This window comes from Herbiconiux sp. A18JL235 (genome assembly GCF_040939305.1).
Lineage (GTDB): Bacteria > Actinomycetota > Actinomycetes > Actinomycetales > Microbacteriaceae > Herbiconiux.
Genome location: NZ_CP162511.1, coordinates 1,293,647 through 1,308,320, shown reverse-complemented (window position 1 = coordinate 1,308,320; position 14,674 = coordinate 1,293,647). Strand labels below are relative to the sequence as shown.

The following is a 14,674-nucleotide window of genomic DNA, read 5'->3' as shown; positions in this document are numbered from 1 at the left end:
CGCGTCAGATCGTGGCAACGGAGCCCGAATCGACACGGTAGTTGGAGCCGTTGACGAAGGAGGCTGCGTCGGAGCAGAGGAAGACCACGACGTTCGCGACCTCCTCGGGTTCGCCGCGACGCTTCAGCTCCATGTAGGGGCGCTCCTCGTCGAGGAACGAGGCGATCGCTTCCTCGGTCGGCACCCCGAGCTGCTCACTGCGCTTCTGCATCATCGCGTCGGTCATGGGGGTGTGGATGAACGCCGGCGAGACCGCGTTCACGAGAAGACCCTCCGCGGCATAGGAGCGCGACAACCCCTTCGCCAGCGCGAGCACCCCGGCCTTCGCCGCGCAATACGGCAGCTCGTCGTCATAGGGCTGCACGGCGTCTTCAGAGGCGAGGAAGACGAGCCTGCCCCACCCACCGGTGCGGAGGTCGGGGAGGAACTCGCGGGTCACCCGCACCGGACCGAGCAGGTCGGTCTCGACCGTGCTCACCCAGCCCTCGTCGTCGATCTCGTGGAACAGGCCCTGCGCACCCGTGACCCCCGCTGCCTGCACCAGGATGTCGATCTCACCGACCGCCTCCCGCACGCTGTCGTGGAGGGCCGCGAGCTGGGCGGTGTCGGTGATGTCGGCGGCGAAGGCGTGGAGGCGGCCGTCGGCTCCGTCGAGCCGCGCGGCCGCCTCGTCGAGGGCCGCCTGATCGCGGTCGGTGACCACGACCGTCGCCCCCTCGGCCAGCAGCAGTCGCGCCGTGTGCCACCCGATTCCCGAGTCACCGCCCGTCACGAGGGCCGTTCTACCGGTGATGCCGAGATCCATTCGTTCTCTTCCTGTCGGGGTGCCGGGGTCTGGGGCGAGGCGGGTGCGCTATGCAGCTACTCGTCGGCGCCGCCGCCGGAAGCGGTGTCTTCGCCCTCGCTCGACTCGCTGCCGTCTGACGACGAGCCGTCGGGCAGCTCGTCGGCGTCGGGGCGGTCACCGCCACGCAGGTCGTCGGTGTCGTCTCCGGGCTGGTGAGGCGTCTGGTCGGTCATGATCGCTCCTGTCTCGTGTTGGGTTCTCGTCAGTGGGTGGGGGTGCCGCCGGTGACGGCGATGGTCTCGCCGCTGATGTAGCTGGCCTCCTGAGAGGCGAGCAGCACGAACGGCGGGGCGAGCTCGGCAGGCTGGCCGGGGCGCCCGAGCGGGGTGTCTTCGCCGAACGACTCGATCTTCTCGTTCGGCACGAAGGCGGGCTGGAGCGGGGTCCAGATGGGACCGGGCGCCACGCCGTTCACACGGATGCCGCGCTCGGCGAGCTGCTGGGCCATGGCACGGGTCCAGTTGGCGATGCCGGCCTTCGAGACGGCGTACTCCGCGAGCTGGGGCGACGGCACGTAGCCCTGGATGCTGGAGCAGGTCACGATCGAAGCGCCCGGCTTCAGGTGCGGCGAAGCAGCCTTGGTGAGCCAGAACAGGGGGTAGATGTTCGCCTTCAGCACGTGGTCGAGGGTCTCGGTCTCGAAGTCGTCGATGCTGTCGACGGTGGGCATGGTGCCGGCGATGATGGCGAGGATGTCGAGGCCGCCGAACTCCTCGACGGTCTTCTCGACGAGCGCCGCGTTGGTCGCCTCGTCTTGCAGGTCGCCGGGGAACAGGAGCGCCTTACGGCCTTCGGCCTCGATGAGGGCGGCGACCTCTTCGGCCTGGGCCTGCTCTTCGGGCAGGTACGACAGGGCGACGTCGGCGCCCTCGCGGGCGTAGGCGATGGCGACGGCGCGGCCGATGCCGGAGTCGGCGCCGGTGACGATGGCCTTGCGGCCGGGGAGCCTGCCGTTGCCGACATAGCTCTCCTCGCCGTGGTCGGGCTTCGGCGTCATCTCGTGGATGTCGCCGGGGCCCTCCTGCTGCTGCGGAGGGAACGGCGGCCGCGGATAGAGGGTGGTCGGGTCCTGGGGCGTGTACATCGTGGACATGCGGGCAACCGTACGACCGCTCCTCCCGGCCGGCTACCCGGTTGCCGATTTCTCCCAGCTGGTGTGGAGTGCATCCCTCCTGTGGAGGAGTCGGTGGACCCGGGCAGTACTCAGCGGGCCCGGGCAGTGAGGACGAGCAGGTCAGTCTCCGGTGCGGTCGAGCGCGGCGAGAAGGCGGCCGACGGAGCCGCCCAGGTTCCACTCGGTCGCCAGGCGCTCGAGCTCGGCCCGGTTCTCCCCCGTCACCGGCTGCAGGTGCGCACCCGCCTCATCGAGTGACGGAAGCTCGAGGTCGCGCACCACGTTCACCACACGCGGCGCCACGTCGAGGTAATCGGCGGCGGCTTCGAGCTTCAGCCGAACGCTCCCCGAGAGCCCGCTGCCCCCATCCGTCACCGCCGCCCGCAGGGCCTCGAGGGTGCCGTACTGGCCGAGCAGCGTGGCCGCGGTCTTCTCGCCGATGCCTGCGACACCCGGAAGACCGTCGCTGGTGTCGCCACGCAGGGTGGCGAACGCGGCGTACTGCTCCGGCAGCACCCGGTACTTCGACACCACGACGGCGTCGGTGAGCACCTCCAGGTTCTTCATGCCCTTGGCGGTATAGATCACTCTCACGTCACGGGAGTCGTCGACGAGCTGGAACAGGTCGCGGTCGCCGGTCACCACGTCGACCGGCAGTTCCGCTTGGGCGGTGTAGCTGCCGATGACGTCGTCGGCCTCGTGCCGGGCGGCCCCCACCACGGCGATGCCGGCGAGCGCGAGCGTCTCGCGGATGAGCGGGATCTGCGCCTCGAGGGGGTCGGGCACGACCTCGACGTCGGGTGCCGCCTCGACCTCCTCGGCGACGCGGTGCGCCTTGTAGCTCGGAATGAGATCGACCCGCCACTGCGGCCGCCAGTCGTCGTCCCAGCAGGCCACGAGATGGGTCGCACCGAAGTCGACGGTGAGCCGCGCGATCATGTCGAGGAGCCCGCGCACCGCGTTCACCGGCGTGCCGTCGGAGCGGCGGATGCTGTCGGGCACCCCGTAGAAGGCGCGGAAGTAGAGGGACGCGGTGTCGAGCAGCATCAGGCGTGCGGGCATAGCCGATCCTGTCACGGATGCGCCCGGCTGCGCAGATCCTTGGCGTTTCCCAGGTCGCGCCTAAGAAATCCGCTTAGGGTGGAACGGATGTCTTCGAACGCTCCGCTCACCCGACGCGCCCTGCGCGAACAGCGAGAACGCGACGAAGCGGGTCGCAAGGCGCTCGTCCGGCGGTCGCGACCCCAGGCTTCTCCGACCCGCCCGCAGCGGTCTCTTCCCAACTGGAAGGGCGTCGCCGCGTTCTCCTTCGCCGCGCTGCTCGCCGCCGCCACCTCGCTCTCCGCCGTCGGCGGCCCCACCACCAGCAGCTTCGCCGAAGCCCCCGTCACGACCGAGCTCCCCGCCTCGCAGGAGTTGCTCACCGCCGCGGGCGGAGAGCTCTCGGTCACCCGCGACGAGTTCCGCGCCACCACCCCGGAAGAGCTCGCCGCAGCGCGGGCGGCCGAAGCGGCGCGGGTGGCGGCGGCGAAGGCAGCGGCCTTCGGCATCCGTACCGCCTCGACCTACACGAACAACACGCTGAGCGAGATCCAGTGGCCGTTCCCCGTGGGCGTCCCCATCAGCGACGGCTTCGGGCCGCGCTCCTCCCCCGGCGGCATCGGCAGCACCAACCACAAGGGCGTCGACTTCACGCCCGGCCAGGGCACGCCGATCGGCGCCATCGCCTCGGGCGTCGTGAGCAAGGTGGTGCGCAGCGACGGCGGTGGCCTCGGCGTGTACGTCGTGGTCGACCACGTCATCGACGGCGAGGAGGTGAGCAGCTGGTACGGCCACATGCTCACCGGTTCGCCCACCGTGAGCGAGGGGCAGGCGGTCGTCGTGGGGCAACAGCTCGGATCGGTGGGCAACACGGGAACCTCGACGGGTGCGCACCTGCACCTCGAGATCCACGTGGGGGGCTCGCCGGTCGACCCGTTCGCCTGGCTGCAGGCGCACAACTGAGGCGATCGTTCGTATGAACGGGCTGGGAGACACGGCCTCGTCGGGGAATTCCCGGGATGACGGGGCGGTCGTTCAGAACGCCGGGTGACGATGGAGGCCACCCGAACGGAAGGCCGACATGAGCAGTCTGCAGCGCATCCTGAACCTGGCGTCGAAAGCCCTCGACAAGGGCTCCGCGAGCGGCGGTACGACGGGCAGGGAATCCGCCCGCGGCACGCAGGGCGGAACTGACTGGCGCGAGCTCGTGCGCTCGGCCGCCGACCGGCTCACCGGCGACGGCGGGGCGGGCGCGACCTCGAGGCCCGGCTCGACGACGCCGGTCACCGGCGCGGGCGCGGCGCCGGGCGCGGGCGCGGGCTCGCATGGCAGGACGGATGCTCGTCCTGCCACATTCACGGCACCCGTCGACCCTCGTGACCGGGCGGCGATCGCCCGCTACGACTACCTCCTCCAGACGGCGGAGCCCGCGCAGCTGGAGCAGGTGCACCGTGAGGCTTTCGCGGCGCTCACCCCCGCCCAGCGCGAGCAGGTCGAGGCGCGTCTTCGCGCCGAGCTGCCGGCGAACGAGCAGCCCCGATCGGGCTCGGCAGACGACCTCGCCCTCGCCGCCACGCGCGGGGAGGCGCGGAGCCCGGGGTTCCTGCGCGGGCTGCTCGGGAAGATGCCGGGCGCGGGTGCGCGGGGCGGCGACGCGGATGCGGGCGCGGGTCGTCGAGGTGTCGGCGGGTTCGCGGCGGCGGGCGCCGGAGCCGCGGCGGGCCTTGGGCTCGGCGCAGCAGGGGGTCTGCTCGCCGCGGTCGCGGGAGGAGCGATCGTGAGCAGCGTCGCCACACCGCTGCTCGAGCAGGCGGCCGGGCTCGGTGTCGACTTCGAGGCGTTCTCCGGTGGCTTCGACGAACTCGCCGCCGGCGCGGGCGAGGCCGTCTCGGGCCTCGGCGAGCAGGCGGGCGCTCTCGGCGAGGAGGCCGTCTCGGGTTTCGGCGAGCAGGCCGGTGCGCTCAGCGAGCAGGCGGGCGCCCTCGGCGAGCAGGCGACCGGGTTCGGCGAGCAGCTGAGCGAGGCGGGCTCGGCGTTCGAGCTCCCCTCGATCGACCTCGGATCCCTCGGCAACTTCTTCGACCGCTGACTGCTGTGCCCGCGTCGCCAGCCGACCCGAGCGGTGCCGGGGCCGGCTCGTGACGTGGGCGTGCATCCGGGTTTCGCTACGCTGGATGATCGTGACATCTGGACGTGCAGCATGAGCGCCCCCGACCCGGGTGTCGCGCGGGGCCCGATCCGGGTGGCTGTGGTCGAGGATCAGCCGCTCTTCCGGCAGATGATCGCTGCGCTGCTGTCGTCGGCGGGCAGGTTCGACCTCGTCGGCGCCTGGCCCGACGCGGCCTCGGCACGCGAGGGACTCACCGGCCGCCGGCTCGACGTGGCCCTGCTCGACTACCGGCTCCCCGACGGCGACGGCATCACGCTGGGGCGGTGGCTGCGGTCCGAGCAGCCCGGTCTCGGCATCGTGCTGCTCTCCGCCACCGACAACATGAACGCACTGCTCGATCTCGCCGCCTCGGAGCTGCGCGGCTGGAGCTACCTCTCGAAGACGTCATCGCTGTCGAGCCGCGGGCTGCTGGCCGCGCTCGAGGCCACGGCCCAGGGTCGCACGGTGCTCGACCCGGCACTCAGCGAGCGTCGCTCGCCCCGCAGAGGCACCGGACTCGACGCCCTCAGCCCCCGCCAGTACGAGGTGCTCGAACTCGTCGCCGAGGGGCTCACCAACACGGCCATCGCCCACCGCCTCGGCATCGCCGACCGTTCCGTCGACAACCACGTCTCCACCATCTACCAGGCCCTCGAGATCAGCGCCGACGGCGAACGCAACCCCCGCGTCGAAGCCGTGCGCCGATTCCTCACCGAAACCGCCTGACCCGCCTGACCCGCCTGACCCGCCTCGCCGAGGTGTCAGGCCGGAAGCTGACGGCCGTTCAGGTGGGGAGCGGGAGCCGGGCTTCGAGCACGGCACCAGGGCCGGGCCCGCCGTCATCGTTGCCGCCGCGGAGAGCGAGCGCGCCGCCGACCGACTCGAGCTGGCGGCGCAGCCGCGCCAACCCGCTCCAGCGCGGATCGGGCGGCAGCCCGACCCCGTCGTCGCGGAGGGCGAGCACGATCGTGTCGCCGTCTACGTCCATCGAGAGTGCGAGCGCCGACGCCTTGCCGTGGCGCAGCGCGTTCGAGACGCCGTCTTCGACGACTCGCAGCACGAGGATCGCTGCGGGTTCGGGGAGGCGGGCGGCAGCAGCATCCGCTCGGGGGTCGATCGTCAACTCGGTTCGGATGCTCGGCGGGATGCGCGCGAACAGCGATCGCAAGGCCGTCGGCAGGCCGCGGTCGAGGTCGATGGGGTAGAGCATCTCGCTGAGAGCGCGCAGTTCGCTCTCGCGCAAGCGGTCGAGCTCGTTCGCCACCGCGCGGATGCGGTCGCCGCGGGTTCGGGGTGCGTCGGGCGGGCCGTGGGGCCCGTCGCATTCGTCGAGACCGTCGGCGACGGCGGCGAGCTCGGCCGCGAGGAGCACGAAGCGGTTCTGCACCGATCCGTGGATGTTCTCCGCGACCTCACGGCGCACCCGCAGCTCCTCGCGCTGCAGCGACTCGAGGGCCTCGCGGGCGGTGAGCTCCTGGGCGAAGCGCTGGCGCTCCTCGTCGCGGAGGCGACGGAGCAGACCCACGATCACGAGGCCCGCCACCAGCGTCACCGCGAACAGCACCGAGCCGATGAGTGCATCGGTGAGCACAGCGTTCGGCGGGTCGATCGGATACACACCGGCCGCCAGTTGCAACGCCCCGCGCAGCCCGGCGCCGCCGACGACGGCGGCGAGCCCGCGGAGGGCGAGGGCGGGCCCGCGGTGCTGTTCCACCTGCAGCACCGAAGTCAGCAGCACGACGACGCCCACCGAGAGCAGGTTGATGAGCACCCGCACGGTGACGTCGGCGAGCGGCGACGCGTCTTGGGCACGCAGCGTCGACGAGAACGCTCCGAGCACGAGCACTGATTGGATGCTCACGGTCACCCCGAACAGGCCGCTCGTGACACCGACCGTCGTGAGCATGGCACGGCGATCGGCGGCGATGCCGGCGGCGTCGGCGAGCGGGTCGTGTTGCGCCGTCACTGTCGTCTGGCCTCCCGACCACCCGGGCGGATCCACCGGCTCATGCACCTGAGGAGAACTGCCCACACCCTGGCCGGCCTCGGGTCGGCAAGCCGCTACGGTGAGCGTATCAAGACCCGCACTCGCCCCGCAGAGCGCCGGCCACGATGCGCGACACGCGCTACGCACACCAGTCGGGAAGGAACCCCGGCACGCTCCGGGTGACGGTGCCGGTGGCGATCTGCACGAAGGTCGTCGTCATCTCGGAGTAGCCGGGAAGCGGGTACCCGTCGGTGACGGCGCCCGACGCGATGGTCTCGACGGCGAGGTATTGCCCGTTGGGCGAGACGCAGAAGCCGCGGATGCGGGCCCCCGCCGAGGCGGGCCGGTACAGCTCGCGGGTTCCCGTGTCGTCGGCGTACACGATCTGCGACTGCTGCACGGGCGCGGCGGAGCTGTAGTCGACCTCGTCGTACTGCCGCACGGTCGCCCCGCTCGCCAACGTCACGATCGTGCCCGGGTACAGCGCGGGGTCGACCTCGGGGGCGCTCTGCACGAGCGGCGCCACCTGCCCGGTGGAGAGGTCGATGGTGGAGGTGCCCGCCGGGTCGGCCACCACGAGCTGCAGCCCCCCGGCGAGGAAGTCGCGCATCTCGGCGTGCTGCCCGAGCGGCACCGGCTCGGCCCCGCCGATCGGATCGAGAAGGTAGAGCTGCTGGTCGGTGCTCTGGGCCACGATCGACGAGCTGCCGGGCACGAACTGCCAGTCGACCACCCGCAGCGGCTCTCCCCCGAACCCGGCGACCTCCTCGGCCTTGCCCGACACCGACCGCGGGTCGAAGACGAACAGCGTGTTCTGGTACTCGCGCCCGGTGACCGCATCCGCGCCCCCGTTCACCGTGTACCCGAACAGTCCGGCCGAGACGGAGGCGTGGAGGTTCTGGATGCGCCCGCCGGCCGGCGTGAACACGGTTCCGCCGGTGCTCGCCCCGTCGGCTCCCTCGACCGACACCACGAGGGTGCTCGCCCCCTGCTCGTCGAGCTCCACCACCGCGAGCGCACCGGGAACCACCTGGAACTGCTGGATGCGCGGTGCCTCGAACACCACCTCGCTCCCCGCCCCGTCTCCCGCGGTGAGCGCGGACCGCACGATCTGGTCGCTCGGCTTGTCGGCGCCCGCGGCGAAGCCACCGCGGCGCAACAGCGTCGTCACGTCGACGTCGGGCGTCGTGAAGTCGAAGTCGAGGGCGCCCCGCAACCCCGTCGCCGACCCCTCGACGTCGTCGACCCGGATGCTGTACGCCGTCGCGTAGTCGAGCACGCCGGTGAAGGTGACCTGCACATCCGGCCCCGTCGACTCGACGGTGAACGGCGTCGCCGGGGTCACCTCCACCTGAGAGGCGTCGACCGGCGCGAGCGCCTGGTCGGCGTGCAGCACGAGCTTCTGCCCTGCGCGCGAGATGACCGATTGCGCGTTCACCGACCCGGCGTCGAGCTTCGGGCCGCGGAGCACCGCCGCCGCGCCGAGACCCGCTGCGGCGAGCGCCAGCACACCCAGCACCGCCACCGTGGAGCGCCGGAACCGCCGGTACCCGTTGTTCGTGCTTCGCGTTCGACCGATCGTCATCTCGTCTGCGCCCCTCAGCCCAGGTAGGGCTGGGCGGGCTGGTCGACCGCCTCGATCTCGGCGGGCACGAAGGCGATGGCCTGGGTGCTCGAGGCGCTGGGGTTCGACGAGAACCCGCCGCTCGCGGTGACCCACGAGTCGACGGGATAGCTCTGCTGCCAGTCGGGAAGGTAGACCGGAACACCCACGGGCTGCGCGTCGACGGCGCAGCAGGTGACGATGAACCGGGCGATGTAGAACACGTTCTCGGGGTCGCTCTGATCGGGGGTGACGAAACCTGTGAGGGTGGCGCTCTTGCCCGCGAAGTAGTCGTCGCCGGCCCCCTGGCGCAGGAGAGACGCCCAGTCCTTCACGGTGAAAGAGGCGGTGTCGCTGCCGACGAGGTTCTCCGTGGCCCCGGAGTCGGTGACCGCGGCGGAGGCGTTGAGGTCGCGCTGGTCGACCGTCGCCGTGGTGAGCGTGGAGGGCGGCACCACGAGGAGGGCCACCACGGTGCCCGCGATGACGAGAACCCCCGCCGCCGCCCAGACGAGGTCGAGGCCACGGCGCCGGGGTGCGGCCGGCGGATGCTCGTGCTCGTGCTCGTGCGCGTCTTCGTCGTCGTGACCGCTCGCATCCGCTCGCCCCGTCGGCACGACGGCGAACGCGGCGACCACCACCACCCCGGCGAGCACCGCCATCACCACAGTGAACTCGAAGTAGCGCGGGTGGATGTAGAGGCCGAGCTGGCCGCTCGCGGCGAGCCAGACGATGGCCACGACGCCGACGAGGCTGAGCGCGATGCCGCGCCAGCGCGAGAGCAGGCGGTCACGCAAGGAGGTTCACCCCGAATCCGAGTGCGAGAGAGGCAAGGCCCACCACGGCGACGAGCCGCACCAGGGCCGCCGTGGTGAAGGTGGTGCGCATGAGCGTGATCATCTTCACGTCGACCATGGCGCCGAACACCAGGAAGGCGACGATGCCGCCCGGGAGGAAGGTCGACCCGAAGGCGAGGATGAAGAAGGCGTCGACGTTCGAGCAGATGGCGATGACGAAGGCGAGGATCATGAGCGCGAGCACCGACCAGATGGGGTTGCCTCCGAGCACGGTGAGCACGTCGCGCGAGACCCCGACCTGGATGGCCCCGGCGATCGCCGAGCCCACGATGAGCGCGGGCAGCATGGTGGAGGTCTCTTCGGCGAAGGCGACGACACCGCGCCGCAGTCGAGAGCGCTGCCGGCCGGTCGCCTCGTGGTCGTGGTCGTGCCCGTCGGCGACCCGGCAGGCCGCGTCGAACGCGGGGGTGAGCAGCAGCTCGGGTTGCGGGTGCCTGCTGAACAGCCAGCCGACGAGGTTCGCGATGGCGAAGCCGCCCAGGATGCGCCCGAGGAGGATGCCGTCGTCCCACCCGAACGCCTGGTACGTCGTGACGATGGTGACCGGGTTGAGGATGGGCGCTGCGAGCAGGAACGTCATCGCCTCGGGAACGCTGAACCCCTTCATCATGAAGCCGCGGGCCAGTGGCACGTTGCCGCACTCGCACACGGGCAGCAGCACGCCGAGGAGCGAGATCGTGACCCGGCGGAGAGCCGGATTGCGAGGCATGATGCGGTGCATCACGCGGTCGGGCACCCAGAACCGCACGACGATCGAGATGAGGATGCCGAGGAAGACGAAGGGCAGCGACTCGATGACCACGCTGGTCGAGAGGGTGACGAAGTCGCGCAGCCGGTCGGGCAGCGCCTCGGGCCCCCACCCCGCGGTGACCGAGCGCAGCACCAGCAGGGCGACGGCGAGCACGGCGCCCACGACGAGCCCGCGCCCGGCGAGGCGGCGGGAGGGCGGGGCCTGTCGTGGCGCCAGCAGGTCGCTCGTCACGCGAGCAAGCGTAGACGGTGGAGGCTGAGGGTTTCGGGAAGGCGGCGGCCCGTCAGCCGGGTGACGGGCGTGGATGCGGGTGGCTGGGCCGGGTTGCGCGCAGCCGGGAACGTGGCAGGCCCGCGATCCGCACGGCCGGGAGCAGAATTGCTGCGTGACCACCGCATCCGCCGCCCCCACCGCCACCCTCGACGGGTGGGCGCGCTCGACGTTCAGCGCCGCCGGCCTCACCCACGACCGCTACGAGAAGGGGTCGGGCCCCGGGGTCGTGCTCATTCCCGAGCTGCCCGGGCTGACGCCGCAGGTGCTCGGGCTCGCCGAGCACCTGGTGGCCGAGGGGTTCACCGTCGTCGTGCCCTCCCCGTTCGGCACGCCCGAGCGCGAGCAGACGGGCGGCTACCTGTTGCGCACGGTGGGGCGCATCTGCGTGAGCGCCGAGTTCCGGGCCTTCGCCGTGAACGCTAAGCGTCCGGTCACCGCTTACCTGCGGGCCGTCGCCGCCGACCTCGCCGCGCGCACGCCGGCCGGCACGGTGGGGGTGATCGGCATGTGCTTCACGGGTGGCTTCGCGCTCGCGGCGGCGGTCGACCCCTCGGTCGCCGCCTCGGTGGTGAGTCAGCCGGCGGCTCCGTTCCCCGTCGGCGCGGCGCGGCGGGCCGACCCGGGGTTCTCGGAGGAGGAGATGGATGCGGTGGCCGCGCGGGCCGCGAACGACGGCTTCTGCGCACTCGGGCTGCGCTTCTCCGCCGACCGCAACTCGCCGCGCGAGCGCTTCGAGACGATCGCGGCGCGGCTGGGCGACGCCTTCGAGGTGATCGAGCTCGACTCCTCACCGGGCAACCCAGGCGGCTTCTCGCGCTCGGCGCACTCGGTGCTCACCTCGGAGGTGCGGGAGACGCCCGGCCACCCCGCCCTCGAGGCGCGCACCCGGGTGGTGGAGTTCCTCAGGGAGCGGCTCAGCGCATCCTGAGGAGGCGCATCCTGAGCGCGCACACCCCGAGCGGGCACACCCCGAGCGGGCTCGTCCTGAGCGGGCTCAGAGGCTCTGCCCGATGTCCCAGAGCCGATCGGTGCGGCCGTTCAGGGCCTCGGCGACGGCGATGGCCTGGCCGTCGGAGAGCGACGCCACGTAGTCGATCACGCCGCGGCCCCGGCCGAGCCGCCTGAGCTCGCTCGCCGCCGTGTCGTCGAGCAGGTAGGGCCGCTCGGCGGCGAGCCGCTGGTAGCCGTGGGTGGCGAGCTCGACCATCTCGACGAGCCGCCGCGGCACCCGCTTGCTGTCGTGGTCGTCGCCGAGCCACTCGGTGAACGCCTCGACGAGCGACACCAGCACCCGGCTGAGCCCGCGCTGATACATCGCGATGTCGGGCCGGTTGAGAATGAAGTGCTTGTGCACGAACTTCAGCACCTTCACCTCGTGCCAGGCACGGCGGTCGAGGGTGATGATGCCCGTGCGCGGCGTGTCGGGCGGGGCCGCGACGATGCTGCGCTCGAAGTGCGCGATCCAGCGGCTGGTGAAGGTGGAGAGGCGGCGTTCGGCGGCGATCGAGCCGTCGAACACGGTCGAGAGCAGCCCCTCGACCAGGTCGTCGGAGACCACACGAACCGCGGCGGCGAAGGCGTCGTCGTCGGCGATCCACGGGTCGTCGCGGTGCATGCGCCGGCGCAGCGCCTCGAGCCCCTCGCCGGCGTGGTTGCGGATGCCCTCGACCTCGAGCTCTGGTGCGTCGAGGCGCCGGAGAGCGGATGCGTTGGTCAGCCATCCGGTGAACTCGCGCGACACCGCGACCTGGCTCAGGATGCCGGCCCGGTAGAAGTCGTCGACGTCGTGGATCGAGTAGGCGATGTCGTCGGCGATGTCCATGGCCGAGCACTCCAGCGACTGCTCGGAGGGCGCGACGTTCGGCGCGGCGGCCCTCGCCTCGAGCAGGTCGTCGTGCTCGAGGAAGTAGGCGGAGTACTTGCGCGCCACCGGCCTGCCGTCGACCAGCCTGATGCCGCGCGGGAGCTCGGTGGTGGCGTCGGCGCCGTCGAGGCCGAGGCCCTCGAGGGCAGGGGTCCACGGGTACTTCGCGGTGGCGTTGCGCACGGCGGCGGTGAGGTTGAGCCCCTCTTCCGCGCCGTCGCAGACGTCGAGCACCGCGAGGATGCGGTAGGTCTGCGCGTTGCCCTCGAAGCCGTCCTTCAGGCCCAGGGTCTCGCGGGCGATGCGGTTCAGCACGTTCTCGCCGAGGTGACCGAACGGCGGATGCCCGAGGTCGTGCGCGCTCGCCGCCGCCTGCACCACGACGGCGTCGCATCCGCCGGGCGACGTGCCGGCCGAGAGCGCGGGGGTGCTGCCGACGAGAGTGTCGTCGACGGCGACCGCGATCGCCCTGGCCACGGCGGTGACCTTGAGGGAGTGGGTGAGGCGGTTGTGGATGAGGGGGCTCGCACCGGCCTGCGAGATGACCTGGGTGACCGCGGAGAGCCGCGAGAAGTACGGCGAGAAGCGCACCCGTTCGAGGTCGATGCGGTAGTCGGGGTTGTGGTCGGCGAGCTGGATCTCGTCGAGCGTCTCCGGCTGCCGCCGCTGGAGCCTGGCGTCGTCGGCCGCGGTGGTGCTCACGCCCACTCAGTGGCTCGCGATGTGGTCGGCCGACTTGCGGGCGAGGAAGTCGCACAGGGCCACGGCTTTGTCGAGCTCGCGGGCGAGCTCGGCGACCCCCGCGGGGTCGAGCACGAGATGCTCTTCGCGCGCGTTGAAGTGCACCTCCCAGCAGGCCTCGCCGGCCCGCACGGGCTGGAGGTAGACGTCGGTGGTGGCGCGCCCGAGACGCACCACGATGAGCCCCGTGTCGGAGCCGGGCCCGTCGTCGTGCCGCAGCACGTCGATGTCGATGGTGCCACCGGTCTCTGGCTCGAACTCGGCGACCCACTCCTCGAGCAGCTCCTTGGTGCGGAACGGCATGCTTCTCCCCCCTGTGAACGCGCCCGTCCAGCATCTCACAGCCTGCGGCGGCTCACGCTCACCCCCACCCGGTTCCCGGCACGGCGGGCCGGTAGCCTCGGAGCATGGACATCACCGACCTCAGGCACTTCCTCGCGGTCGCCGACGAGGGGCACTACTCCCGCGCCGCGAACGCCCAGCACGTGTCGAAGGCGACGGTGCAGGCATCCGTCACCCGATTGCAGGAGGAGCTCGACGAGGTGCTCGTCGCCGTCGACGACGAGGGCGAGACCACGCTGACCGAGGAGGGCGTGGCACTCCGCAACCGGGCTCGGGCGATCGTGGCGAAGGCCCCCGACCCGGTGGCCGCGAAGAAGGCCGGGGGCAAAGCGAAGGCCTCGAAGGGCAAGGGGCGGGCGCCGATCGTGAAGGGCGAGCCGAAGCCGTACAAGAAACGCCAGGGCCGGTGACCGCGCTCAGCGCGCCTGCCGCGCCTCGCGCCGCCTGAGCCCCACCCGCGACGTCAGCACGGCGAGCGCCCCGAGCCCCACCAGCACGAGCGTGAGGGCGACGATGTACGCGAAGACGCTCGGCCACCCGTCGGTGGCGGGGTCGAGGAAGGGGTACGGGTAGATCTCGCCGCCGCTGGCCGCGGCCCGCACGAAGGTGTAGCCCGCCCAGGCCACGGGGTAGATCGGCACGAGCCAGAGCGAGCGCCACGGCAGCGGCGGTCGCCCGGGCGCGAGGAACCAGTCGACGACGAGCAGCAGCGGCACCCACACGTGCACCACCTCGTTCGGCCACGACAGGACGACGAAGGAGTCGGTGGAGGGGATCGAGCGCAGCAGCAGGTTGTAGACCCCGCCGGTGACGATCGCGTAGCTGAGCACCGCCATCCTCACCGCCGTGAACCCCACCGGGTCGCGGGCGAGTCGCAGTGCGAGCACACCGCCGACGAGCAGCACCACGACCTCGAAGAGACTGGTCTGGATGGTGAAGTAGCTGAAGTACTCCCACGGGTCGAAGGCCCGGTTGGCGACGCGGTCGCCGATCTGCACGCCGATCGTGACGGCGAGGCCGAGACCGGCGAGCACCCGGGCGACGCCGGTGACGCGGCGCCGGGCGGATGCGCGGGCAGGCGGAGGGAGGGTCATCGCGCTCCCTT

General features: G+C 71.8%; 16 protein-coding genes. 5 read left to right on the top strand and 11 right to left on the bottom strand.

The genetic code is table 11. From position 1 onward, the window contains the following. Positions 1–4: 4 nt before the first annotated feature. From ABFY20_RS06045 to ABFY20_RS06030, 4 genes are all read right to left on the bottom strand, one after another. Positions 5–805, bottom strand: a complete 801-nt coding sequence (locus ABFY20_RS06045) for an SDR family NAD(P)-dependent oxidoreductase (protein ID WP_368499040.1) — start codon at positions 803–805, stop codon at positions 5–7. 56 nt (positions 806–861) lie between these two features. Further along, positions 862–1,020 (bottom strand): hypothetical protein, encoded by a 159-nt coding sequence (locus tag ABFY20_RS06040; protein WP_368499039.1) that lies wholly within the window; start codon positions 1,018–1,020, stop codon positions 862–864. Positions 1,021–1,049: 29 nt separating this feature from the next. Continuing rightward, positions 1,050–1,940, bottom strand: coding sequence for an SDR family oxidoreductase (locus tag ABFY20_RS06035; protein WP_368499038.1), 891 nt, complete (start codon positions 1,938–1,940; stop codon positions 1,050–1,052). Positions 1,941–2,081: 141 nt separating this feature from the next. Beyond that, entirely contained in the window at positions 2,082–3,023 is a 942-nt protein-coding gene (locus tag ABFY20_RS06030; protein ID WP_368499037.1) for a 5'-3' exonuclease H3TH domain-containing protein, read from the bottom strand. 87 nt (positions 3,024–3,110) lie between these two features. On the opposite strand from ABFY20_RS06030, the gene ABFY20_RS06025 reads away from it, so the two are divergent. The 3 genes from ABFY20_RS06025 (at position 3,111) to ABFY20_RS06015 (ending at position 5,877) form a co-directional block, all read left to right on the top strand. After that, the gene (locus ABFY20_RS06025) at positions 3,111–3,965 is read left to right on the top strand and encodes a M23 family metallopeptidase (RefSeq protein WP_368499036.1); all 855 of its coding nucleotides are present in this window, start codon (positions 3,111–3,113) and stop codon (positions 3,963–3,965) included. A 118-nt stretch (positions 3,966–4,083) separates the two neighbouring features. After that, a complete protein-coding gene (locus tag ABFY20_RS06020; RefSeq protein WP_368499035.1) occupies positions 4,084–5,091 on the top strand; it encodes a hypothetical protein in 1,008 nt (335 codons plus the stop codon). A 111-nt stretch (positions 5,092–5,202) separates the two neighbouring features. Then, entirely contained in the window at positions 5,203–5,877 is a 675-nt protein-coding gene (locus tag ABFY20_RS06015) for a response regulator transcription factor (protein ID WP_368499034.1), read from the top strand. Between the two features lie 58 nt (positions 5,878–5,935). Here ABFY20_RS06015 and ABFY20_RS06010 read toward each other — a convergent pair whose 3' ends face one another. From ABFY20_RS06010 to ABFY20_RS05995, 4 genes are all read right to left on the bottom strand, one after another. Beyond that, positions 5,936–7,117, bottom strand: a complete 1,182-nt coding sequence (locus ABFY20_RS06010) for a sensor histidine kinase (protein WP_368499033.1) — start codon at positions 7,115–7,117, stop codon at positions 5,936–5,938. Positions 7,118–7,277: 160 nt separating this feature from the next. Then, on the bottom strand, positions 7,278–8,723 hold the full coding sequence (locus ABFY20_RS06005; protein ID WP_368499032.1) for a hypothetical protein: 1,446 nt from the start codon (positions 8,721–8,723) through the stop codon (positions 7,278–7,280). Between the two features lie 14 nt (positions 8,724–8,737). Continuing rightward, the gene (locus ABFY20_RS06000; RefSeq protein WP_368499031.1) at positions 8,738–9,538 is read right to left on the bottom strand and encodes a TIGR03943 family protein; all 801 of its coding nucleotides are present in this window, start codon (positions 9,536–9,538) and stop codon (positions 8,738–8,740) included. After that, complete coding sequence (locus tag ABFY20_RS05995) at positions 9,531–10,580, bottom strand: permease (protein ID WP_368499030.1); 1,050 nt, start codon at positions 10,578–10,580, stop codon at positions 9,531–9,533. The genes ABFY20_RS06000 and ABFY20_RS05995 overlap by 8 nt, the downstream gene beginning before the upstream one ends. Before the next feature lie 154 nt (positions 10,581–10,734). Here ABFY20_RS05995 and ABFY20_RS05990 point away from each other — a divergent pair, with 154 nt between their 5' ends. Beyond that, positions 10,735–11,550 (top strand): dienelactone hydrolase family protein, encoded by an 816-nt coding sequence (locus ABFY20_RS05990; RefSeq protein ID WP_368499029.1) that lies wholly within the window; start codon positions 10,735–10,737, stop codon positions 11,548–11,550. Positions 11,551–11,616: 66 nt separating this feature from the next. Here ABFY20_RS05990 and dgt read toward each other — a convergent pair whose 3' ends face one another. Together dgt and ABFY20_RS05980 are read right to left on the bottom strand one after the other, a co-directional pair. After that, positions 11,617–13,188 (bottom strand): dGTP triphosphohydrolase, encoded by a 1,572-nt coding sequence (gene dgt, locus ABFY20_RS05985; RefSeq protein WP_368499028.1) that lies wholly within the window; start codon positions 13,186–13,188, stop codon positions 11,617–11,619. A gap of 6 nt (positions 13,189–13,194) precedes the next feature. Continuing rightward, complete coding sequence (locus tag ABFY20_RS05980) at positions 13,195–13,530, bottom strand: hypothetical protein (protein ID WP_368499027.1); 336 nt, start codon at positions 13,528–13,530, stop codon at positions 13,195–13,197. A 104-nt stretch (positions 13,531–13,634) separates the two neighbouring features. Here ABFY20_RS05980 and ABFY20_RS05975 point away from each other — a divergent pair, with 104 nt between their 5' ends. After that, positions 13,635–13,979, top strand: a complete 345-nt coding sequence (locus ABFY20_RS05975) for a LysR family transcriptional regulator (RefSeq protein WP_368499026.1) — start codon at positions 13,635–13,637, stop codon at positions 13,977–13,979. Positions 13,980–13,985: 6 nt separating this feature from the next. On the opposite strand, the gene ABFY20_RS05970 is transcribed toward ABFY20_RS05975, so the two are convergent. Next, positions 13,986–14,663, bottom strand: a complete 678-nt coding sequence (locus ABFY20_RS05970; protein ID WP_368499025.1) for a Pr6Pr family membrane protein — start codon at positions 14,661–14,663, stop codon at positions 13,986–13,988. Positions 14,664–14,674 lie beyond the last annotated feature (11 nt).